Origin of the sequence: Chromobacterium sp. ATCC 53434, assembly GCF_002848345.1 — a bacterium.
Lineage (GTDB): Bacteria > Pseudomonadota > Gammaproteobacteria > Burkholderiales > Chromobacteriaceae > Chromobacterium.
Window position 1 is genome coordinate 4,495,247 of sequence record NZ_CP025429.1, and the last position, 21,975, is coordinate 4,517,221.

Genomic DNA, 21,975 nt, shown 5'->3' on the forward strand with positions numbered 1-21,975 from the left:
CTATCCCGGAAATCACTCATGCCTTCCAATGCCAATTTATGAATTTGTGATAAATTAAAAGCATCACCACGGGCGGGAAGAATCTAGAGATATGGAGCTGCGGCATCTGCGCTATTTCGCGGCGGTGGCCGAACACGCCAGCATGCGCGCCGCGTCGGAGCGGCTGCACATCACCCAGCCCGCCATCACGCGCCAGATCCAGGACCTGGAGGCGGAGCTGGGCTTCACGCTGTTCACCCGCTCGCCACGCGGGCTGCGGCTGACGCCGGCCGGCGACAGCTATCTGCGCGACGCGCGCAGGATACTGGCGGCGCTGGACGCCGCGGCGACGGCCGCGCGCCGCGTCGCCGACGGCGTGGCCGGACAGCTGCGACTGGGTTATGTCGAGAACGCCGGCTGGGACGGCGTGGTGCCGCAGGCCTTGCACCGCTTCCAGGCGGAGGCGCCGGACGTCGCGATGGCGCTGTCCACGCTGAACAGCCCGGAGCAGCTCGCCGCGATCGCGCAGGACGCGCTGGACGGCGGCTTCATCTACCGCTTCGATCCACTGCCGGACGACTTGGCCGCGCTGCCGCTGCTGAGCCACGACATCGTGCTGGCGCTGCCGCGCGCGTGGCGGATCGCGCACGACGAAGCGCAGCCGTTCGATCTGCACGCGCTGGCCGGACGGCCGTTCGTCAGCTTTCCGCGCGCCGTCTACCCGGCCTACCACGACCGGCTGTTCAGCGCCTGCCAGCAGGCCGGCATCCGCCTGAACATCGTGCAGGAGCAACCGACCGAGGCGGCGATGCTGTCGCTGGTCTGCTCCGGCATCGGCGCCGCCATCGTCAACGCCGCCAATCTGGCGCGCCCGCCGGCGCAGGTGCGCTTCTACCGGCTGCAGAACCTGTCGGTGCCGCTGCCGCTGTGCTTCGTCTGGCAGCGCCAGGCCGGCAATCCGGCGCTGGCGCGCTTCGTCGAGACGCTGCGGGAAACCGTCAGGGTTGCCGAGGCCTGAACACGGAGGCCTTGCGCGGCGTCGCCGCCCGCAAAACCGGCCGCAATCCAAGCGGAAGCCCTGCTGATTGACGCAGTCGCATTCGTCCGATTCCCCGCCAGGATTGCCGTCATCGGTTAAATTCCCGGTTGCAGTGCAAGGGCAACGGCATTTATTTTTGCTCAATACGCACCAGATACCGGTTGAGCTTCTCACAAAAAGCGCATCCGAAGTCATCCGAAACTGGACAGCTCATGCGATTTTATTGACTTTTAAACTCAAACCGATCCTGGCTTTTTAATGTTCTCGCCTGAGTTACCTCATACATCTCTCTTAGAAGAACATCTCTCTTTTCGGCTCTATCCAAATAATTCAAGGCAAGATCAGCTCTTCTTATCGACTCAAGCGCCAAGTTGCTTCTTTGCGACTTGTCTTCTATCAGACAAGGCGGTGTATCAATAACATATTCGACTTGTTTTGTTTCTAAATTACCTTCAAAAAAATTATTCATGTCACTTTCAAGATCGTCTCTTTCATAATTTTCTTGCGTCAGCATTCTAGCTGGAATCGCACCCATCATTTCCAAAGCGCTCTTTGCCAAGTCTGCTTTTTCATTCTGGAAAACATACTTTTCCCCATCTGAAAAAATATTGACACTCGACATCTCAAGCACTTGGTCTTTCGTACGAAATGATTCTTTGGTGAACTTCAAGCTATCCACCTTCATCTCACCACTCAAAAGCGCTTGCGAATTCAGGCTTGTCGTGATTCCACACCCCATATTTCCATATTGCAATGACTGGCAAAATTGGAAATCGCCGACTTCAACGCTAGAAAGAACTTCGCTCTTTTCAAATACAGCATGTAAAAGTGACTGAACCTGCTTGTAGCCATCAAGTATTTCTTCGTGGCTTTCTTTTACTTTTGCTTCATTTGTTGTATTTATTATTGTGGTCCGGATTTGATTACGGCCTTTATCTATCTCCACATGCACCGCATACCAATGATCTTTGTTTGACAGTACGGGAATTACCATCTCTTTTATATTTGGATTTCTTTTCAGCCTAAAATCGATCAAATCTCTAAGCTCGCTACTTCCCGTAGAAAGGCCATGCTTCACTTCATTTGAATTAAGCTCCACATATGGAAGTATTTCATTTTCCTTGCTATGGCTTTTTGAAATCATTCCTTCTAGTGCATGCATCTCGCTGTGGGGGAACGTCCCATTCATGCTTAAAATATTCTTACTTACATACTCAGGAACTTTAACTTCAAGCCCAGATTTGAATATCTTGACATTTTCACATCGACCATTTCCAGAAACTAGCAATTTTATATCGCCATATTCCTTATCAAAATACGATATCTCGTGCTCTTTTGAGTTGAAAAAGTCGTGCGATTTTTTGTCAATATTTTCCAGCGTTCTGATTGACACATCACGCTTACCCAGCAATTCCTGATGGAACTCTGTTTTTTCATGCCGGGCTTTATTCTCTGTGCTTTCTAAGATGCTTACTTGCGATGGTTTGGCGGAAAATATTATCTCTGGCATGGCTTACTTTATAAAGAATCGATTGCATTCAAAATGCATATTAAACAGCGGGATCAATTCATGCCTGCCCCATATGAAACGCAAGGTCCGATACTCTGGGTATCATTTCTTGAGTCCATGAAAGGCGACACCAATTGATAAATGGTTTTGAGCACGGATTGAAAGAACCTCAATCCATGTAGATTTCTTCTACGCGACAAGAAATAACAATGAACCACACCGCGAGTCTTGCAAAACTCGATCATCTCTTTCAGCCAACATCCGCCCACAGCCAACGGCTCGACGATGCCGCCCCGCTCCGCGGACGGACGCGACTCATGCCTTCGCGCGCCCTACCTGCTCCATATGGCAGTACATCCAGGAGGCGGTTGGCGGTAAAAACGGAATTTCACGCCGCCAAGGAGGCTAGCGATGCGCATCGCCCCGTTTTGCCGCTCCGGCCCGGACCAGGCCGCCGCGCCCATCGATCCCACCCGCATCAGCGAGCAGGAGTGTCTGGACCTGTCCGGAGAGTTGATGCGCGCCGGCGCCATCACGCTGGGCCAGCGCGCGGCGCTGCTGGTGCCGGCCGCCAGCCATCTGTTCGACATCCTGCACGGCGAGGCCCTAGGCGAGCGCTTCGATCTACTGGCCGGCATGCGCGCCGGCATAGACCGCTACCGGGCCCAGGGCCGGGACGAGCAGGCCGGCGAGGCGGAGCTGGCGCTGGCCGCGCTGCTGCGCCACCGGGACGCGGCGGCGGAACGGATCGCCGCCGACGGATCGCCGCTTACAGCTTGAAGCGGCCGATCAGGCTGTCCAGCTCCTCGCTCAGCCGCGCCAGCGCCACCGTGGCCTGTTGCGCCTGGTGAATGGAGTCGTCGGTCTGCAGCAGCATGCCGTGGATGTTTTCGATGTGGCGGGCGATCTCCTGGCTGGCGCTGGACTGCTCGGCGGTGGAGACGGCGATGTCGCCCACCGCGTTTACCACCTGCTGCGCCTGACCGCTGATCTGCTGGATAGACTGCGACGATTCGCCGGCCAGCCGCACGCCCTGTTCCACCTGCTGCAGCGCGCCGTTCATGCTGTCGGACGCGTGGGCGGTGTCCTTCTGCATGGTCTGGATCACGTCGGAGATTTCCAGCGTGGCCTTGGCGGTGCGTTCGGCCAGCTTGCGCACTTCATCGGCCACCACCGCGAAGCCGCGGCCCTGCTCGCCGGCGCGGGCGGCCTCGATCGCCGCGTTCAAGGCCAGCAGATTGGTCTGGTCGGCGATGTCGCGGATCACCGACACGATGCCGGAGATGCGATCGGAACGCTGTTGCATGCCGCCCAGCACCTCGGCCAGCTGGCGCACGGTGCCGGCGATGCGGCCGATTTCCGCCGCGGTGGCGTCGACATTGGCGGCGGCCTGATTGGACAGGGTGTCCGCCTCGCGGGCGCGCTGCTCGGCCACCCGCGCCGATTCGGCGATGTGGGTGACGCTGACCGACAACTGCTCGACGCTGGCCGCGGTGGCGTTGGCCGCCTGAGACTGGCGGGCGGAGCTGTCGCGAATCTGATTCACGTCGCCGGACAACTGGCGCACCGAACCCAGCATGTCGCCGGCGTGGCGGCGCACGTCCAGCATCATCCTGCGCAGCGAGCCGGTGAAGGTATTGAACGCGCCGGCGGCCTGGCCGATCTCGTCGCGGCTGGCGATGGACAGCTCGCGGGTCAGGTCGCCGCTGCCGGAGGCCAGTTCGGTCATCGCGCCCTGCAGCCGGCCCAGCGGGCGCAGCAGCTGGTTCAGCGTCGCGCCCAACAGCAGCAGGATCAACACCAGGATGCCCAGGCTGATCAAGGCCGACTGCCAGCTGGCCGCCCGCACCGGGGCGAAAGCCTCGTCTTCGGGTATGGAGATGCGCACCGCCCACGGCGTGCCGGCCTCGCCGACGACGATGGGCATGATGAAGTGGCGGAAGCCGTCTTCGCTGCGGTATTCGGCCGGACGGCCGTCCTTGATCGCCGCCTTGGCCTCGGCCGGCAGGTCCGGCGCGGCCTTGCCGTTCAGTCCGGGCTGGCGGCCGGCCAGCTGCACGCCGCCGTTGGAATACAGGCTCATGAAGCCGGCACCGTAAGGCTGCACCTTGGCCGCCATTTCCTGCAGGTGGCCCAACGCGATGTCGCAGCCGGCCACGCCCAGCACCTTGCCGCCGATGTTCAGCGGGAAGGAGATGGTGCCCATCAGGATCTTCACGTCCGGATCGACATAGGGTTCGGTCAGCATCGGCTTGCCGGTCTTGCGCGGCTCGGTGTAGTAGGCGCTTTCGTCGACACCATCGCTGCCCCACACCACATCGACCTTGCCGGCCTTGCGGAACCAGTACACGCCGTAGCGGCCAGTGTGGTCGTTTTCCGGCTTGCCGGCCAGCTCGGCGTCGCGCCCGTCGAAGGCGTTGGTCTCCCAGTCCACCCAGTAGCCGACCGCGTCCGGATTATTGGGCAGCTGGCGCTTCACCACCTCGGACAGCAAGGAGCGGCCGTTGGCCGGCAGCGCGACCTTCACGCCGGCCGCCGCTTCGGCCATCGCCTGCGCGGAATCATAGGTTTTGCCCAGCATGCGCTGCACGCGGCCGGCCTCGCTGTCCGCCAGCAGACGCGCATGCTCCAGCACCGCGTTTTCCGCGTTGCGGTAGCTGTTGTAGATATTGGCCCCCGCCAGCACGGTAAAGCCGATCAGGATCAGCAGGCCGGAACCGGCCAGTATTTTGCCCTTGATGGTTGCAATCATGATTCACCTCTTGCCGGATGGACCGTCGCCCAATGCCGGTCCGTCCGATTGTCTGCTTATTCATCGCGGAATGAGAATCGATAGTCGCCCATCGCGACCGCTTCCCCAGTCCCGAAGGTAACGCAGGAAGCGTTCTAGCACAAAGGGATGATTACCGATGCCGCGCAAGGGGAGCGATGATACGCCGCGCCCCGCCGGCTGGCCACCCGGCTACCAGCCGGCGCGCTTGAACAGGCTGAGCTGGTTGACGCGGAACAGGCGGGCCGGCCGCTGGCTGCCTCCCTGGAACTGGTCGGTAGCGATCAGGATGTCGGCCTGGTCGGCGGCCTCGCCCGGGCGCATGTCGCCGACCTTGATGCCCAGCCGGGAACGGAAGGTGCCGCGCGGCACCGTCTCGCCGAAGATCTGCTCGTAAGTGCGCTGCAGCTGGGTCAGCGTGAAGCGCTCCGGCAGCAGCCAACAGGGCAGCGTCGAGTAGCTGGCCTTGTTGCGCACCCGCTCCACCGCCGCGCGGACCTGCTCGGCGTGGTCGAAGGCCAGTTCCGGCAGCTGGTCGACATCGTAGAAGTGGAAGACCTCGGCGCCGGCCTGGCTCAAGTCCTCGTGCGGCATCAGCGCCACGTGGGAGATGGCCGCCGACCAGCCGCGCGGATCGCGCGTCGGGCCGGCGAAGGTGCGCAGCTGTTCCAGATAGCGCGGCGCCACGCCGGTTTTGTCGCGTAGCACGCGCAGCGCGGTGGCTTCGGCCGAGGCGTCCTCTTCCGGATGCACATAGCCGCCGGGCAACGCCAGGCTGCCTTGGAACGGCTGGCGGTCGCGCCGGTGCAACGCCGCCTGCAGCTTGCCCTGGTGCAGGGTGAGCAGGACGACGTCCACGCTGACGATGGGAGTGGGGCGGGAGGTAAGCATGGCCAGTCCGTTCAATCTTGTATGATGGTATTTTCGCCAACTTAGTTGCAGATTTCAACTAAGAGGGATATGCTGCGCTCAGTTAGTTGAAAAAAACGACTAAGTACGCAAGCAACCGCCGCGCGGTTGCGCTCAAGCAAAGGACTCACGCGATGATCACCGTCAGCTACCACTCCCGGAACGGCCAGCAGCAAGCGCTGAAGCTGAATGTCTTCACCTTCCCCGGCGGCGAAGTGCACGCGACGGTGGAAACCGGCGCGCCGGCCGCCTCGCTGAGCATACGCGCCGATCTGCGCGACGCCGGCGAGACGATGGCGCTGCTGATGGCGACCGACGCGCTGCGCCGCGCCTATCCCGGCCTGCCGCTGGAACTCTGCCTGCCTTACGTGCCCTACGCCCGCCAGGACCGGGTGGCCAATCCGGGCGAGGCGCTGTCGGCCAAGGTGTTCTGCGGCCTGATCAACCAGCAGGGCTACAGCCGGGTCGTGATCCAGGACCCGCACAGCGACGTGGTGACCGCGCTGCTGGACCGGGTGGAGGTGGACGACCCGCTGCCGGCGCTGCGCCGCGCGCTGGAGGCCGTCGGCCCGGCCACGCTGGTGGCGCCGGACGCCGGCGCCCGCAAGCGGGTGCTGAAGCTGGCCCAGCTGCTGGGCTGCGACGCCGTCTGCGCCGACAAGGTGCGCGACACCGCCACCGGCAAGATCAGCGGCATCGAACTGCACGGCGCGCTGCCGGACGGCCCCTTGCTGGTGGTGGACGACATCTGCGACGGCGGCGGCACCTTCGTCGGCCTGGCCGAGGCCATCGCCGCGCGCCAGGCGGCGGAAGGCAAGCGCGCGCCGCTGTACCTGTACGTGACCCACGGCATCTTCAGCCGCGGCCTGGACCGACTGCTGGAGCGCTTCGACGCCGTGTTCGCCCGAAACGACTGGAGCGGCGACGCCCGCTGCCGCCTCGTTTGAGCGCGGCCGACACAACCCCGATCCCGCGCGGCGCCTTGGCTCAGCCGCTTGCCAAGCGCCCCAGACCGAAAAGACAGATAGAAGGAGAATCATGATGACCGCCCCGAAAACCGCCGAAAATAAAAACCAGCTGGTCCCGTTCAATCTGGCCGACTTCTACAAGACTGGCCACCCGGCGATGTATCCGCGCGAAACCACCCGGCTGGTGGCCAACTTCACGCCGCGCTCGGCCAAGTACGCCCCGGTGCTGCCGCAGCTGTTCGACGACAAGGTGGTGTGGTTCGGCCTGCAGGGCTTCATCGAGGAATACTTGATCGACCTGTTCAACCGCGAGTTCTTCCAGCGCCCGAAAGCGGACGCGGTGCGCCGCTACCAGCGCCGGATGGACACGGCGCTCGGCGCCGGCGCGGTGGACGGCGGCCGACTGGAGGCGCTGCACGATCTGGGCCACCTGCCGCTGGAAATCCGCTCGCTGCCGGAAGGCGCGCGGGTGGACATCAAGGTGCCGCCGGTCACCTTCTCCAATACCCATCCGGACTTCCCCTGGGTGGCCACCTACTTTGAAACGCTGTTCAGCTGCGAGAGCTGGAAACCGTCCACCGTGGCCACCATCGCCTTCGAATTCCGCAAGTTGCTGACTTACTTCGCCGCGCTGACCGGCGCGCCGCAGGACTTCGTCGGCTGGCAGGGCCACGATTTCTCGATGCGCGGCATGAGCGGCGTGCACGACGCGATGCGCTGCGGCGCCGGCCACCTGCTGTCCTTCACCGGCACCGACACCATCCCGGCGCTGGACTATCTGGAAGACCACTACGGCGCCGACGCCGACCGCGAACTGGTCGGCGGCTCCATCCCGGCGTCCGAACACAGCGTGATGGCGCTGCGCATCCTGTTGACCCTGCAGCGGCTGGCGCGGATGCCGGCGCACAGCGGCCTCGACGACAAGGCGCTGCGCCGACTGGCCGAGCGCGAGGTGGTGCGCGAATTCGTCGGCCGCGACTACCCGACGGGCATGGTGTCCATCGTCAGCGACACCTTCGATTTCTGGAACGTGGTCACCGTGATCGCCCGCGAGCTGAAAGAGGACATTCTGGCCCGCCGCCCGGACGCGCTGGGCAACGCCAAGGTGGTGTTCCGCCCGGACTCCGGCGACCCTGTGAAGATCCTCACCGGCTACCGCGACGACGAACTGCTGTTCGACGCGGCCGGCAACTGCACCGCGCGCGACGATGGCCGCCCTATCGGCGAGGCCGAGCGCAAGGGCGCGGTGGAGTGCCTGTGGGACATCTTCGGCGGCACCGTCACCGAGCGCGGCTACCGCGTGCTGGACAGCCATGTCGGCCTGATCTACGGCGATTCCATCACCCTGCCGCGCGCCCGCGACATCCTGCTGCGGCTGGCCGACAAGGGCTACGCCTCCTGCAATGTGGTGTTCGGCATCGGCAGCTTCGTCTACGGCATGAATTCCCGCGACACCTTCGGCTACGCGCTGAAGGCGATCTACGCCGAAGTGGACGGCGAGGCCGTCGACATCTACAAGGACCCGGCCACCGACGACGGCACCAAGAAATCGGCGCGCGGCCTGCTGCGGGTGGAGGAGGAGGGCGGCCGCTACGTCCTGTACCAGCAACAGACGCCGGCCGAGGCCGACGGCGGCGCACTGCGGCCGGTGTTCCGCGACGGCGAGCTGCTGATCAAGCAATCGCTGGCCGAAATCCGCCAGCGGCTGCAGGCCTCGTGGACCTGCCCGACGCCGGGCAGCCTGGACTGGACCGCGTAGCCACCCTGCCCGCCGCCCGGCGGGCTTGTTTCATTTAAGCAAAATGCCGATACTGAACAGGCAAACGCCGATGGAGGCCATCATGTCCCAAGCCCTGTTCAAACCCGACGCCGGCCCGCTGTCGGAACAACCGCGCGCGCCGGCGCTGCGCCTCGCCCGGCTGTCGCGGCTGATCGGCCAGCCGGTGCACTCCGACCTGGAACTGGCGCGCTATGTGGCCGACGGGGCGAATCCCGATCTGATCGAATGCCTGATCAGCGAAGGTCTGACCCGCAAGGAGCTGGAATTCGTCATCCCGGCGCGCACGCTGTCCCACCGCATCAAGAAGCAGGAGCGGCTGAGCCGCGACGAGTCCGAGCGCGGCGTGCGGGTGGCCAGCCTGCTGGCGCTGGCGCAGCAGGCGCTGGGCGAGGAAGCCACCGGCTGGCTGCGGCAGCCGCTGCGCCGCTTCGACAACGCCAGTCCGCTGGAAGTGGCGCAGACCGAGCAGGGCGCGCGGCTGGTGGAAAACCTGCTGATCCAGATCGACGAAGGCTATGTCGCGTGATCGGCTGGCGCATCAGCAACTACGCTGACCTCAACGGCCTGGGCGGGCTGCGCGCCGACGGCCGCTGGCACCACGCCGGCCGCCCCGTCGTCTACCTGGCCGACCATGCCGCCAGCGCGATGCTGGAAATGCTGGTCCACAGCGAGTTGCGCGTGCTGCCGGCCAGCTTTCAGTTATTGAAGGTGGAACTGCCGGACGAGGCCATCCTGGCGCTGGATCCGGTCGCCTTGCCGGACGACTGGCGCGCTGCTCAAGGTGCCGAGCGCGCTGGCGGTGGACGGCTGGAACCTGCTGCTGAACCCGCAGCATCCGGACGCCGCGCGTTGCCGCATCGTCGAGGTGATCGCCGCGCCGCTGGACGGCCGGCTACGCCCGGTCTGACGTCCTTCCCCATATAAAAAAACCGGCCTCGAGGGCCGGTTCGTTCGCGCGGGTTCCGCGTCAGTGGTAGTTCTGCGCCGCCTTCACCGCCGCGGCCGCGTCCACCAGGCCGGCCGAGCAGCCTTCGCAGTCGGTCGCCGCCGGCCGCGACGTCTGGATCAGCAGCTTGCGGACAGCCTTCCAGTCCAGCGCGGGATTGACCGACAGCATCAACGCCACCAGGCCGGCGACGTGCGGCGTGGCCATCGAGGTGCCGCGATCCGGCGCGTAGATGTCGTTGCCCGGCGCGGTCTTGCCGTCGTTCAGCGTCGAGATGATGCCCGGATCGGCGCCGATGAAATCGCCGCCCGGCGCCGTCACCGCCACCATCGCCCCATAGTTGGAATACGAGGCGATGCCGCCGTTCATGCCGTTGGCCGCCACGGTGATCACGCCCGGGCAACTGGCCGGAGCGAAGTCGCGGGTGTTGCGCATCGCGTTGCCGGCCGCCACCACGACGATGCCGTTGCGCGCGGCCACCTGCTGTATCACCTCGCGGTAGGTCCGCGTGCACGGCTGGCTGCCGCCCAGCGACATGCTGATGATGCGCGCCGGCGTCGCGTTGGCCGGCAGGCCGGGCACGGTGCCGCCCACCGCCCACAGCATCGCGTCGGCGATGTCGGCGTCGTTGCCGCCGCAGCGGCCCAGCACCCGCAGCGGCAGCAGCTTGGCCTGCGGCGCCACGCCGGTCAGGCCCTGGCCGCCGCCGCCGGCCGCGGCGATGGTGCCGGCCACGTGCGTGCCGTGCCAGGTGCTGTCGGACGCCGGCGAGCCGGCGCGGCAATCGCCGGCCGCCGCCCAGTCGCCCTGATCCTGCGCATTGGCCTGGCGCGCGGTCTTGCCGTCCGGTCCCACCGCCAGGCGGGCCGAGGCCGGATTGGACACGAAGTTGTAGCCGGGCTGCAGCAGATTGGCCACCAGGTCCTTGTGCGGACGGTAGCCGGTGTCCAGCACCGCCACCGTCACGCCCTGGCCCTGGGTGATGTCCCAGGCCGCCGGCAGATTCAGCGAGCCGGGCTGGCTGGCCTTGTCCTGCATATCCCATTGCTGGGCGGCGAACAGCGGGCTGGCCGGCGCGAAATTGGCCTGCTTGATGAAGTTGGGCTCGGCGTACTCCACCGTCGGATCCTGCTGCTGGATGCGGCGGGACAGCGTCCGCGCCTCCGCTGGCGTCAGCGGCTGGCCGCTGTTGAACACATAAGCGCCGGTGCCCATCTGGTGATGGAATTGCAGCGGCAGGCCGGTGATCTGCTGCAACTGGCGGGTGCGCAACGCGAAATCGCCCGGACGGGCCGGCAACGCCTGCCCGCGCGGCAGGCTGGCGGCCTGGCGGGCCAGCAAGCCCTGCGAATTCTGCTTGTACTTGACGATGATGCCGGCCACCTCGGGCCCGCCCGGGGCCGCTTGAACCGCGCCCGCGCCCAGGCCCGTCAACAGCAGGCCGGAAATCAGATGATGAATCTTCACGAAAAACTCCTTCTGCTCGCGACGCGGCGCTCAGCGTTTCAGATACGGGATCACGGTCAGGCCGGCCGGAACCGGGCCCCCGCCGGCGGACGGGCTGCCCCAGTTGACGAAGCTGCCGTCCTTGGCCACCGCCAGGAAGCCGCCGAGCGCGGTGGCGTAGATCGCGCGGATGTTGCGCAGCTTGGGCTGCGCCGCCGAGCTGTCGCCGCCGTGAACCGCCGCGCCCCAGCTGACCACGGTGCCGTCCCGCTTCAGCGCGGCGAAGGCATAGTCGTTGGAGAACAGGGCCACCACATTGTTCAGCTGCGGCTGCACCGCCGAGCTGTCGCCGCCGCGGGTCTCGTCGCCCCAGCTGACCACGGTGCCGTCGCTTCTCAGCGCGGCGAAGGCCGTCTCGGTGCTGGCCACGGTCAGCACATTATTCAGCTGCGCCTGCACGCTGGCCACATTGTTGCGCTGGGCGTCGCCCCAGCTGACCACGGTGCCGTCGCGCCTCAGCGCGGCGAAGGCGGTCTTGCTGGCAAACACCTTGGCCACATTGTTCAGCCCGCCGGCGAAGCCGCTCAGATCGGCGCCGCGGTCGAACATGACGCCGCCTATCGTCGACACCACGCCGGTCTGGCTCAGCGCGGCGATCACATTGCGGTTGCTGAGCAGCGACAGATTGGCCTGCGGCATGGTCTGGGTGGCGGTGTAGAGGTCGTCGCTGTCCCAGTCCAGCCCCCAGCTCACCAGGCTGCCGTCCTTGCGCAGGGCGGTGAAGCTGTAGTCGGTGGAATAGATTTTCACCACATCGCGCAGCTGGGCCGCCACCGGCGAAACATCACCGCCGGAAACCTCGTCGCCCCAGGCGAACACAGTGCCGTCGCGCTTCAGCGCGGCCGCCGCGCCTTCGGAATAGCTGACGTCGACCACGTCGCTGAACTGCGCCAGCGTCGTCGGCGTGAAATACGACGACACCGAGGCGCTGCCGCCGTTGCCGTCGAAAGTCTTCTCCAGATTGCCCCAGGCGGTGGCGCTGCCGTCGCCGTTCAGCGCCACGAAGCCGCGCTTCAGCGCCCAGATATTGCGCACCTTGCTCAGCGGCGCCACCGGCGCCGTGCTGTCGGCGCTGCCGGCGCCCGGCGTGCCGGCGTAACTGCCGCCGGAGCCGGCGCGGCCCCAGGTCACCACGGTGCCGTCGGCCTGCAGCGCGGCCCAGGCGCGCTCGCCGCCGACCACCTTGACCACATTGCGCGGCTGCGTCTGCAGCGCCGAGGTATCGCCGCCCAGCCGGCTGCTGCCCCATACCGCCAGCGTGCCGTCGGACTTGGCGACGGCGAACACCGACGGCGCGGCGAACACGTTCTGCGCGGCCAGCGTCACCATGGTGCTGAGGTTGCCGCAGCTGGCGCTGACGGTCAGCGGAGTGGTCGGATCCGGGTCGTCGATGCTGGCGCCGCGCAAGGGGCCGACATGACCGGGGCTGCTCCAGCCGACGGCCAGATTGTTCGGGCAGTTGCCGCTGACTGCCGTCAACGTGCCGCCGCGGGCGCCGTACACGTCCACCGACAGGGAGGCGCCGGCGAAGTTGCTGGCGCCGGCGTTGTCACTGGAGGAGCCGCCTCCTCCTCCGCATCCGGCGAGCGCGCCCGCCAGCCCCAGACTCAGCGCCAATGCGCCGGCGTGCCGGGGCGAATACTTCCTGATCATCACGTTTCCTTTTCTCTCTTGTAGCACTGCTGTTGTTTATGTTTGTTATTCATGCATTCGGCATGAAAACAAAATTTAACAGTGCGGAAACAAAAGAGAAAAGTATTTAGCGACAACGCATGCCATCTGTGTATTTTTGCAACAATTTGCCAATTATTTACCGTCATCTTCTAAAACGGAAAACGGCATGATGTTGCAGGCCGATCGCGCTTTAATGGCTCATGTCTTCGACATCCACGACTCCTGCCGCTCATTGACGCCGATCCCGGCCTGATCCTGCACGATCCTGCCCTGCTCCAGCACCACCACCCGTTCCGCCATCGCGATGGTTTCCGGCCGGTGCGCCACCAGGATGCGCGTCATCTCGATGTCGCGCACCGCGGCGTTGACCAGCTTCTCGTTCCACACGTCCAGATGACTGGTGGCCTCGTCCAGCACCAGCAGCCTCGGCTGCTTGTACAGCGCCCGCGCCAACAGCACGCGCTGCTTCTGGCCGCCGGACAGCCCGGAGCCGATGTCGCCGACCAGGGTGTTGTAGTTCATCGGCATCGCCATGATTTCGTCGTGGATGGCGGCCAGCTTGGCGCACTCCTGCACCCGCGCCGAATCCGGCTGCGGATCGAAGAAGCAGATATTGTCGGAAATGGAGCCGGAGAACAGATGATCGTCCTGCATCACCGTGCCCAGCAGCCTGCGGTAGTTGGTCAGCCCCAGCTGCCGGAGCGGCACGCCGCCGATCAGGATCTCGCCCTCGGTCGGCTCCATCAGGCCCAGGATCAGTTTCAGCAGCGTGGTCTTGCCGCAGCCGGAGGTGCCGGTGACGGCCAGGCACTGGCCGGCCGGAATCGCCAGATTGAGCTCCTTCAGCACATAGGGTTCGCCGTCGGAGTAGCGGAAGGACAGATTGCGCACCTCGATCGCCGGCTGGATGTGAGCCGGGTCGATCTCGACGTCGCTGAGCTCCGGCTCCGCCGCGGTCAGCACGATGTCGGCCACCCGCTCGCCGTGCAGCCTCAGCATCCTCAGTTCGAACAGCTTGTCTATCAGCGCGGCGATGCGCTGGCTGAACTGGTCCTTGTAGCTGAGAAAGGCGAACAACATGCCGACCGAAAAGCGGTTGTCCATCACCGCCAGCGCCGCCAGCCACACCACGATCACCCGTTCGGCGCCGAACAGCAGCGTGTTGGCGGTCTGGAACGACAGGTTCAACCGGGCGATGCGCAGATCGGCGTTGAACTGCTCGGCCAGCGCGTTCATCCAGCCTATGCGCCGCTCCTCCTGCCGACCGAACAGCCGCACGCTCTGCGCGCCGCGCGCCGACTCGATGAAATGGGTGTTCTGCCGCGAGGCGTGGATGATCTGCTCGGCGGTCGCCTCGCGCAAGGAACGGAACACGCTCCAGCGCAGCAGCGAGTACAGGGCCACCGCCACCAGGCTGATCGCCGCCAGCGACGGGCTGTACAGCAGCATCACCACCAGCGTGGCGATCACCAGCAAGCCGTCTATCACCCCCTCGACGAACTGGGTGGTCAGACTACGCTGCATGGTCTGGATCGAACCGAAGCGCGACACGATGTCGCCGAGGTGGCGCTTTTCGAACCACGGCAGCGGCAAGCGCATCAGATGGGCGAAGGCATTGCCCAGCCACTGGAAATTCAGGCTGGTGGCCAGCGCCGTCGTCGCCCAGGAGCGCACCGCGCCTATCAGGGTCTGCAGCAACACCAAGAGCAGGAAGCCTATGCCGAGCACGGTGATCAGGTTGCGGTCGGCCGCCACCAGCGCCTCGTCGACCACCCATTGCAGATAGAACGGCGCCGCCAGTGCGCACACCTGCAGCGCGATGCCCAGCAGCAGCAGCTGTCCCAACCCGTTCCCCAGGCCCTCCACCCTCCCCATCAGCGACAGCAGGCTGAACTCCAGCTTCTCCTTGGCCTGCTGGAAAGACGCGTCCGGCGACAGCTCCAGCGCCACGCCGGTGAAATGCTTGGACGCCTCGTCCATCGTCAGCCGGCGCTCGCCTATCGCCGGATCGTGAATGACGATGTGGCGGGCGGCCACCTGCTTCAACACGACGAAGTGGTTCATGTCCCAGTGCAGCACGCAGGGCAGTTTCAGCTGCGGCAGATGCTGCAGGTCCAGCTTCAGCGGCCGCGACGCCAGGCCCAGGCCCTGGGCCATCGCGATCAGGCTCTTCAGCGTCGAGCCTTTCAGCGATACCGAGAAGCGGCGGCGCATATTGGCCAGATCGATGTGATGGCCCCAATAGCCGGCCACCATGGCCAGGCTGGCCAGGCCGCATTCGGCGGCCTCGGTCTGCAGCAGCAGCGGCAGCCTGCGCCGGCCCCAGAATTGCAGCATCGGTTGCTGATGGCTCATCTCATGCCTTTCCGCTGATGCTGTAGAGCGGCTCCAGCACCCACTCGTACAATTTGCGTTTTTCCAGCAGCACGCTGGCGTCCAGCGCCATGCCCGCCTTCAACGACTGCGTCTGGCCGTAGGTGGTGACGTTCTGGCGCTCCAGCCTCACCCTGACCCGGTACATCTGCTCGCCGGAACCACCCTGGCCTCCGGGCAGATACAACTCCTCCGGCCGCAGCGCGCTGCGCGACACCTCGCGCACCGTGCCCTTGAACTGGCCGAACTTCTGATACGGATAGGCCTGGTAGCGGATCAACACCGCCATGCCCGGCTTGACGAAGCCGGCGGCGCGCGACGGCGCGTACAGCTCCGCCTCCAGCGGCGAGCCGGCCGGCGACAGATTGGCCAGCGTCTGGCCGGACGACACGGTCTGGCCGGCCTGGGCGGCGATGCCGCTGACCATGCCGGCCTGCGACGCCCTGACCAGCAGCTTGCGCTTGGCCTCGTTCTCGGTCAGGTCCTGTTCCAGCTCCGCCATGCCGCGCTGCGCGGCCGCCTCGTCGCGCTTGGCCTGCAACTGCAGATCGCCCAGGTCGGACAGCGCCGCGTCGTGGTCGCTCTGTACCGCGGCGCAGTTGCGCTGCAGATCGGCCAGCTTGGTCTGCTGGTCTATCACCTCGGCCTGCTTGTCCTGCAACGCGGCGGCGGAGATGAACTGCGACTCCAGCAGCTTGCGGTTGCGCTGCAGCGTTTCCTCGGCCAGCGCCACGCGCCGCCGCTGCAGGCCGATCTGCTCGTTCATCCGCTGCAGCTCGGCCGCCAGATCGTCTGCCTTGCGCCGCAGCGTCTCCTGTTTCTGCCTGGCCTGCATCCGCAGCATCGCCTGGTCGCCGGCCAGGCTGTCGCGCCGCGACTGCAGCAGCGCGGTGATCTCGCGGCCGGCGTCGCCGCGGGTGGCGCTCTCGCGCTCGTTGCCGAGCACGAACAGCACGTCGCCGGCCCGCACCTGCTGGCCTTCGCGCACCTTGACCTCGGCCACCACGCCGGATTGCGACGGCTGCACCCGGATCAGCCCCTGGCTGGGCAGCAGCACGCCCGACACCTGGGCCTTGCGGGTATAGCTGGCCAGCACGAAGAACAGCACGATGGCCACGGCGATCAACGCGAAAACGCCGGTCAGCCAGGCGAGGCTGGCCGGACGCAGCAGCATGATGCGACCATAGCGCCGGTCGGAGGCATGGGTCAGGGCGGCGGAACGAAAAAGTGACACGGATAGGGCGCCTTCGGTGGACACGCCGCGTCGCAGCATGCGGAGGTTCGACAATCTACCATTAAAGCCAATGTCATTTTAAGTGGCAACTGTCGCGACATATGCATTTGCGCGCATCCCGGTCCGGCACGCGTCCATGCATCCTCTTTCCTTCTTTAAATTCCGATCGCCGATCGTCTGCGTGGCACACTGTCTGTTAGGACAGTTCAAGCGCCGTCATTTCGGACACTTTCCGCCGACGCCATCGACGACAGGCAAGCTGGGCAAGGCTCGCTGACTTGTTGCGGGATACAGACAACCCGCCCCCATTCCGCCGCCACGGCTGATTCGTAGTCATCCGAGTTGTTCCTCCATTGATACCGTCCAATAGTGCACTGTCATCGATGGAATTATCCAATCCAGTCCAATCAATCAGCCACAACCAGGCTGCGCAGCTTCCATCCGGTGACGCGTCCGGGCCGCCAATCGACGGCCCTCACACCAGCGTAAGGAGAAGCAAAATGCAAACCGACAAGCAAGTGGAACAGGTCGAACAGGACGACCAGGAAATCGCCGACATCCTCGGCATCACCGTCCTGTCCCCGCTGGAAGAAAGCGCGGTCAGCGGCGGGCTGGAGCCCGTCCACACCGACGAAGACCACGTCCACGTTCACCCGAGCTAGGCCGGTCTTCCCGCCCCTGAGCCAGCATCAGGCGCCCGGCTCCGCCTGGAGTCCGGGCGTGCCTCATCGCTCGCCGCACGCCCAGCGACCACTTCGGAGAATCCATTCGATGGACAAGCACACCCCAAGCTTCAGCGACGCATGGTGGGATGGTTTTCTGCACGAATCCCGGCATCTGAACAATCCGGTCGTGTTCAAGGGCGCGCTCGACGAGAGCCGGGTCGCCGCCTTCCGGCAAGCGGTGCTGGAGTTGCTGGCCACGCGGGCCGGCCTGCGGCAAAGCCCCTACGGTTTTCGCGTATACGCGGCCGGCCGGCTGTTGAACCGCGACGAACTGGAACGCTTCTACGACTGCCCGCCCCAGGCTGGAGAAAGCCTGGAGGCATGGGGCGAGCGGGCGTTTCCCGGCACGCCGTACGGCATCATTCTCAATGCCGGAGAGAAATTCCATCACGAGCTTTCGCGCGAGATCGCGCTGATGCTGGCGCCGCTGTTCCAGAAAATCGGCCTGCCGCGGGACGGCGTCCAGTTCAGCATCTTCATCGGCAATTACGACAAGACGCCGCTGGGCATACACCAGGACCTTCGCGGCGAAAACGTCATCCACTTCCATGTCGGCCCCGGCGCCAAGACCATGTATCTGTGGGAGCCGGAACGCTACCGCCGGCTGACCGAGGAGGAGGGGATCACCAAACGCGACTTCGCCGCGCTGAAACCGCACGCCCGAACTTTCCATTTCGAGGCCGGTGACCTGTTTTTCATGCCGGAAGGCACTTTCCACATCGGCGCACAGGACGAGTTGTCGATCGGCATCACCGTCTGGCAATACACCCACAGCAACCAGGCGATGTTCAAGAACCTGCACGCCTTCCTGCTCAAACAGCTGGACGGCGAGCCGGACGACGCCATCGTCCACGACCCGTCGCCGCCGGACGACGGTGGCGCGCTGGAACCGATTCTCTCCGCTCGCCGGCTGCCGGAGGAGTACCGAGGCCGGGACTATGACCAGCTGATGCGCCTGGCCTACCTGGACTGGCGCCACTGCCTGGCCAGCAACGCCGGCTACCGCAGCCCGCCGTTCCCGCGGGAAAAAGAGGAAAACCTGACGCCCGCCGACTGGGTGCGCGCGGAAACGCCGTACCGCATCCTGACGCGCGAAACGATGCCGGGGCGGATGGCCGTCTACGTGCGCGGCAACAAGCTGGAAATGAACCGCCACCCCGGCCTGATCGCGATGCTGGACCGGCTGAACCAGGGCCGGAGCTGCGCCGTCGCCGAACTGCTGGGCCTGCTGGACCCGCGCTGGCCGGCCAAGGTGGGCCTGCATCTGCTGAACGAGCTGTTCCACTGGCGCGGCGTCCTCAAGACCGACCCGCCGTCGAACTGAGCCTTCGCCAACCCCAGCCAGGGAGCCCGGCATGCACCATTTCCGCGAGAGCGACACGATAGAGAATCCCCTCGCTCCGGCCCGCCTGCGTCGGCAATTCGACGCCGGCTGGTGGACCGATTTTCTCGCCCACAGCGAGCAGATGAGCCGGCCCTGCGTCTTCGCCGACGCGCTGGACGCCGGCCAGGCGCGCCTGATGCGCCGCCAGGTGCTGGACATCCTGGCCGAGCTAGGCCAGACGCACAAGGCGAAATACGGTTACCGCCTGTGGCTGGACGGCCGGCAGGTCGACGAGCTCGACGAGCACTTCGCCCTGCATCCGCTGCCGCACGAGGAGGTGGAAGACTGGGTGGGCCGCGCCTTCGGCGAACGCAAGTTCGGCATCATCCTGAACCGCGGCGAGAAGTTCAGCCCCGGCCTGTCCCAGGCGATCGCGCTCATAATGGAGCCGGCGCTGAAGATGATAGGCATGCCGACCGAGGGCATTCTGTTCACGGTGTTCATCGGCAACTACGACATGACGCCGCTGGGCATACACAAGGACTCGCCCGGCAAGAGCGTGATCCATTTCCACCTTGGACCGGGGCCGAAGACCATGTACACCTGGCGCGACGACGACTACGTCACCGCGCCCGGCGAGAAGCGCTGCAACAACATGAATATCGCCCCCCACCTGCCCAGCGCCGCGCACCATGCCTTCGGCGCGGGCCAGCTCTACTTCATGCCGGAAAACATGTTCCATCTGGGCATGCAGGACGAGCTGTCCATCGGCATCGCCTGCTGGTTCTACAACCGCTCCGATCACGATTTCGCCTGCGAGCTGCTGCACCGCGTCCGGGAAGCCCACCTGCGCCCGTCCGAGCGCATGCTGAAAGCCGACCGGCGGCCGGTGGACGACATCGCGACCGTCGAATCGGCGCTGTCGTTGCTGGCGCTGCCCGGCGGCGGCGATCTGCGCGCGCTGATGCGCGACGTCTACCGCGACCTGCGCTACTCGCTGTTCAGCAACGCCGGCTACCGCAACAGCCCGGTGCCGCGCGAGGACAAGCCCGAGATGCGGCCGGACAGCCGCGTCGTCGCCGAGGCGCCGTACCGGATGCTGTGCCGCCCGGCCGACGAGGCCGGCCGGCTGGCGCTCTATGTGCGCGGCACCAAGATCGCGCTCGGCAATTTCCCGGGGCTGGAAGCCATAGTCGACCGGCTGAACGGCGGCGGCAAATTCGCCGTCGAGGACATCGTCGCCATGGTCGACGATCCGCTGGCGGAGAAGAAGGTCCGCTATCTGCTAGGCCTGCTGCACCGTTACCGCGGCATCGCCGTCACGCCGCGCTGAGCGGCGCGACGACCATCCCGTCCTTCCCGACCACCCCATTCGGCTCGCCGCGCATGCGGCGATTATTTTTATTATTTATTTGACATTTTTTACTGTATTACCTATGACAAATAGTGCTGCGGATCATATCAGCAAAAACAAAGCGACAGGACGCCGGCTGCCAGCGCGGCAGCAAGCGACACGGAATGACCGCCCTCGGGCGGCAACGGCAAGGGCTGACCGTATTTTCAGCCCGCACACATAGAGGAAAAACCATGACCAACGAAAAACAGCTTGCTCAAGAACAAGACATCCAGGACTTTCTCGGCATGAAGGTTTTGACCCCGGCGGAAGAAGCCGACGTATCCGGCGGCAAGGTCACGGTTACCGTGACGGTTACCGTCACCGTCTCCGAGTAAGCTCCGCGAGCTTCTCGACCGGCCACGGCGTCCAAGCGGGCACCGTGGCCATGCTGCGGCACAAGCGCCTTGTGCCGCAGCATTTTTACCGGCGCGCGCGCCGCCGGCGATATCGAACAACCCGTTTCCATACCCCCGGGACGAACGGTCATGACGACAAGCATCACCGCCAGAGATGGCGACACTTTCGGACGCGCCTGGTGGCGGGACTTCATCGACCGGACCGATTCGCTGAGCCAGCCCATCGTGATCAGGGACCTGTTCCCGGCGGAACGGCTGGACTTCTATACCCGCAAGGTGCTGGAGGTACTCGCCACCGTCAAAACCACCCAATACGGCTATCGAGCGTTCGTCGACGGCCGCCAGTTGGGGCCGGCGGACATGGAGGACTTGTTCAAAAAGGTCCCGGAGGACGATGAAACGCTGGAAGCCTGGGCGCAGCGGGCATTCGACGGCAGGAACTTCGGCATCATCCTGAACAACAGCGACAAATTCAACGAAGCGCTGGCCAGCGACGTCGCCAGCTCGCTGGCGCCGTTCTTCGCCGAGATCGGCCATCCGCGCGGCGGCGTCCAGACCACGATCTTCATCGGCAACTACGACCAGACCCCGATCGGCATCCATCAGGACGATCGCGGCGAAAGCGTGCTGCATTTCCATGTCGGCCCGGCCGACAAGACCATGTATGTCTGGGACAAGGACGAATACGAGGCGCTGCTGAAGGACAAGAACTGGACCAAGAAGGACGTCGAGGCGCTGAAACCCTACGCGCGCGCCTATTCCTTCAGCGCCGGCGATCTGTACTACATGCCGGAAGGCACCTACCACCTCGGCGAGCAGGACGGGCTGTCGATAGGCATCACGATCTGGACCTACTGCCATACCGACGATCTGTTGGTGCAGAACCTGCACCAGCAGATGCTGAAGCAGATACCGGTCAAGAAAACCCCGGACTTCCATCACGACAACCGCCCGCTGGACGACACCAGCGGCCTGGACGACATCGTCAGGAAATACGCCGTCACCGACGAATGCAAGCATCTGAATTACGGCGACCTGCTCAGGGCGGCCTACCAGGACTGGCGCTACGGCATACACAGCAACGGCGGCTACCGCAACAAGCCTATGCCGCGCGCCGACGACGACAAGGCCGATTTTCAGCCCGGCGACCTGCTCCGGCTGGAGGCCCCGTACCGGATACTGATACGCGAATCGATCGCCACCGAGAAGATGTATCTCTACGTCCGCTGCGAAAAGATCGAGTTCCGCTATTTCGCCTGCCTGATCCCGTTCATCGAACGCATCAACCGCGGCGAAGCCGTCCGCGTCGACGCGCTGCTGGCGCTGCTGGATCCAAGCTGGCCACCGCGCATCGGGCTGCACCTGTTGAACGAGTTGTACCGCTGCCGGGGCGTGGCCAAGCTCTAAGAGCCTGTTTACGATCTTTTTACGAGCAGCGCAGGCCAGCCCTTCGGGACGGTTTTCTGCCGGCGCATGGCTTTGTCAA

17 protein-coding genes and 1 pseudogene are annotated in these 21,975 nt (G+C 64.8%); 11 read left to right on the top strand and 7 right to left on the bottom strand.

What is annotated here, in order from left to right; all coding sequences use genetic code 11:
• Positions 1-91 precede the first annotated feature (91 nt).
• The gene (locus CXB49_RS20025) at positions 92-997 is read left to right on the top strand and encodes a LysR family transcriptional regulator (RefSeq protein ID WP_101709996.1); all 906 of its coding nucleotides are present in this window, start codon (positions 92-94) and stop codon (positions 995-997) included.
• Positions 998-1,238: 241 nt separating this feature from the next.
• On the opposite strand, the gene CXB49_RS20030 is transcribed toward CXB49_RS20025, so the two are convergent.
• Positions 1,239-2,528, bottom strand: coding sequence for a hypothetical protein (locus tag CXB49_RS20030; protein ID WP_199406726.1), 1,290 nt, complete (start codon positions 2,526-2,528; stop codon positions 1,239-1,241).
• A 411-nt stretch (positions 2,529-2,939) separates the two neighbouring features.
• Between CXB49_RS20030 and CXB49_RS20035 the strand changes: the two genes are divergently transcribed.
• Entirely contained in the window at positions 2,940-3,308 is a 369-nt protein-coding gene (locus CXB49_RS20035; RefSeq protein WP_101709997.1) for a hypothetical protein, read from the top strand.
• On the opposite strand, the gene CXB49_RS20040 is transcribed toward CXB49_RS20035, so the two are convergent.
• On the bottom strand, positions 3,298-5,280 hold the full coding sequence (locus CXB49_RS20040) for a methyl-accepting chemotaxis protein (protein WP_101709998.1): 1,983 nt from the start codon (positions 5,278-5,280) through the stop codon (positions 3,298-3,300). The genes CXB49_RS20035 and CXB49_RS20040 overlap by 11 nt on opposite strands.
• 210 nt (positions 5,281-5,490) lie before the next feature.
• The gene (locus CXB49_RS20045; RefSeq protein WP_158300963.1) at positions 5,491-6,189 is read right to left on the bottom strand and encodes an NUDIX domain-containing protein; all 699 of its coding nucleotides are present in this window, start codon (positions 6,187-6,189) and stop codon (positions 5,491-5,493) included.
• A 152-nt stretch (positions 6,190-6,341) separates the two neighbouring features.
• On the opposite strand from CXB49_RS20045, the gene CXB49_RS20050 reads away from it, so the two are divergent.
• From CXB49_RS20050 to CXB49_RS20065, 4 genes and pseudogenes are all read left to right on the top strand, one after another.
• Positions 6,342-7,154, top strand: coding sequence for a ribose-phosphate pyrophosphokinase-like domain-containing protein (locus tag CXB49_RS20050; protein ID WP_101710000.1), 813 nt, complete (start codon positions 6,342-6,344; stop codon positions 7,152-7,154).
• A gap of 94 nt (positions 7,155-7,248) precedes the next feature.
• Positions 7,249-8,934 carry a nicotinate phosphoribosyltransferase gene (locus CXB49_RS20055; RefSeq protein WP_101710001.1) on the top strand — a complete coding sequence of 562 codons (1,686 nt, stop codon included), beginning with the start codon at positions 7,249-7,251 and terminating at the stop codon, positions 8,932-8,934.
• Positions 8,935-9,016: 82 nt separating this feature from the next.
• Positions 9,017-9,481, top strand: coding sequence for an antitoxin Xre/MbcA/ParS toxin-binding domain-containing protein (locus CXB49_RS20060; protein WP_158300964.1), 465 nt, complete (start codon positions 9,017-9,019; stop codon positions 9,479-9,481).
• Positions 9,478-9,862, top strand: a pseudogene (locus CXB49_RS20065) (RES family NAD+ phosphorylase). The gene CXB49_RS20060 and the pseudogene CXB49_RS20065 overlap by 4 nt, the downstream one beginning before the upstream one ends.
• 60 nt (positions 9,863-9,922) lie before the next feature.
• Here the strand turns inward: CXB49_RS20065 and CXB49_RS20070 are convergent.
• From CXB49_RS20070 to CXB49_RS20085, 4 genes are all read right to left on the bottom strand, one after another.
• A complete protein-coding gene (locus CXB49_RS20070; protein WP_101710003.1) occupies positions 9,923-11,368 on the bottom strand; it encodes a S8 family peptidase in 1,446 nt (481 codons plus the stop codon).
• A gap of 30 nt (positions 11,369-11,398) precedes the next feature.
• On the bottom strand, positions 11,399-13,060 hold the full coding sequence (locus tag CXB49_RS20075) for a hypothetical protein (RefSeq protein WP_101710004.1): 1,662 nt from the start codon (positions 13,058-13,060) through the stop codon (positions 11,399-11,401).
• Between the two features lie 219 nt (positions 13,061-13,279).
• Complete coding sequence (locus CXB49_RS20080; protein WP_101710005.1) at positions 13,280-15,436, bottom strand: peptidase domain-containing ABC transporter; 2,157 nt, start codon at positions 15,434-15,436, stop codon at positions 13,280-13,282.
• Between the two features lies 1 nt (position 15,437).
• On the bottom strand, positions 15,438-16,688 hold the full coding sequence (locus tag CXB49_RS20085) for an HlyD family secretion protein (protein WP_101710787.1): 1,251 nt from the start codon (positions 16,686-16,688) through the stop codon (positions 15,438-15,440).
• 500 nt (positions 16,689-17,188) lie between these two features.
• On the opposite strand from CXB49_RS20085, the gene CXB49_RS23755 reads away from it, so the two are divergent.
• The 5 genes from CXB49_RS23755 (at position 17,189) to CXB49_RS20100 (ending at position 21,896) form a co-directional block, all read left to right on the top strand.
• A complete protein-coding gene (locus CXB49_RS23755) occupies positions 17,189-17,350 on the top strand; it encodes a hypothetical protein (RefSeq protein WP_158300965.1) in 162 nt (53 codons plus the stop codon).
• A gap of 109 nt (positions 17,351-17,459) precedes the next feature.
• Positions 17,460-18,737 carry a cupin domain-containing protein gene (locus tag CXB49_RS20090; RefSeq protein ID WP_101710006.1) on the top strand — a complete coding sequence of 426 codons (1,278 nt, stop codon included), beginning with the start codon at positions 17,460-17,462 and terminating at the stop codon, positions 18,735-18,737.
• A gap of 31 nt (positions 18,738-18,768) precedes the next feature.
• The gene (locus tag CXB49_RS20095; RefSeq protein ID WP_101710007.1) at positions 18,769-20,070 is read left to right on the top strand and encodes a hypothetical protein; all 1,302 of its coding nucleotides are present in this window, start codon (positions 18,769-18,771) and stop codon (positions 20,068-20,070) included.
• A 254-nt stretch (positions 20,071-20,324) separates the two neighbouring features.
• A complete protein-coding gene (locus tag CXB49_RS23760) occupies positions 20,325-20,468 on the top strand; it encodes a hypothetical protein (protein WP_158300966.1) in 144 nt (47 codons plus the stop codon).
• A 150-nt stretch (positions 20,469-20,618) separates the two neighbouring features.
• Positions 20,619-21,896 (top strand): hypothetical protein, encoded by a 1,278-nt coding sequence (locus CXB49_RS20100; RefSeq protein ID WP_101710008.1) that lies wholly within the window; start codon positions 20,619-20,621, stop codon positions 21,894-21,896.
• Positions 21,897-21,975: the final 79 nt, after the last annotated feature.

Bases quoted from the DNA above. Each gene is read 5' to 3' on its own strand.
- CXB49_RS20030 (WP_199406726.1), bottom strand. From the start codon at position 2,528: ATGCCAGAGATAATATTTTCCGCCAAACCATCGCAAGTAAGCATCTTA.
- CXB49_RS20075 (WP_101710004.1), bottom strand. From the start codon at position 13,060: ATGATCAGGAAGTATTCGCCCCGGCACGCCGGCGCATTGGCGCTGAGT.
- CXB49_RS20100 (WP_101710008.1), top strand. From the start codon at position 20,619: ATGACGACAAGCATCACCGCCAGAGATGGCGACACTTTCGGACGCGCC.
- CXB49_RS20040 (WP_101709998.1), bottom strand. From the start codon at position 5,280: ATGATTGCAACCATCAAGGGCAAAATACTGGCCGGTTCCGGCCTGCTG.
- CXB49_RS23760 (WP_158300966.1), top strand. From the start codon at position 20,325: ATGACCAACGAAAAACAGCTTGCTCAAGAACAAGACATCCAGGACTTT.
- CXB49_RS20060 (WP_158300964.1), top strand. From the start codon at position 9,017: ATGTCCCAAGCCCTGTTCAAACCCGACGCCGGCCCGCTGTCGGAACAA.
- CXB49_RS20035 (WP_101709997.1), top strand. From the start codon at position 2,940: ATGCGCATCGCCCCGTTTTGCCGCTCCGGCCCGGACCAGGCCGCCGCG.
- CXB49_RS20080 (WP_101710005.1), bottom strand. From the start codon at position 15,436: ATGAGCCATCAGCAACCGATGCTGCAATTCTGGGGCCGGCGCAGGCTG.
- CXB49_RS20045 (WP_158300963.1), bottom strand. From the start codon at position 6,189: ATGCTTACCTCCCGCCCCACTCCCATCGTCAGCGTGGACGTCGTCCTG.
- CXB49_RS20095 (WP_101710007.1), top strand. From the start codon at position 18,769: ATGCACCATTTCCGCGAGAGCGACACGATAGAGAATCCCCTCGCTCCG.
- CXB49_RS20025 (WP_101709996.1), top strand. From the start codon at position 92: ATGGAGCTGCGGCATCTGCGCTATTTCGCGGCGGTGGCCGAACACGCC.
- CXB49_RS20055 (WP_101710001.1), top strand. From the start codon at position 7,249: ATGACCGCCCCGAAAACCGCCGAAAATAAAAACCAGCTGGTCCCGTTC.
- CXB49_RS23755 (WP_158300965.1), top strand. From the start codon at position 17,189: ATGCAAACCGACAAGCAAGTGGAACAGGTCGAACAGGACGACCAGGAA.
- CXB49_RS20050 (WP_101710000.1), top strand. From the start codon at position 6,342: ATGATCACCGTCAGCTACCACTCCCGGAACGGCCAGCAGCAAGCGCTG.
- CXB49_RS20090 (WP_101710006.1), top strand. From the start codon at position 17,460: ATGGACAAGCACACCCCAAGCTTCAGCGACGCATGGTGGGATGGTTTT.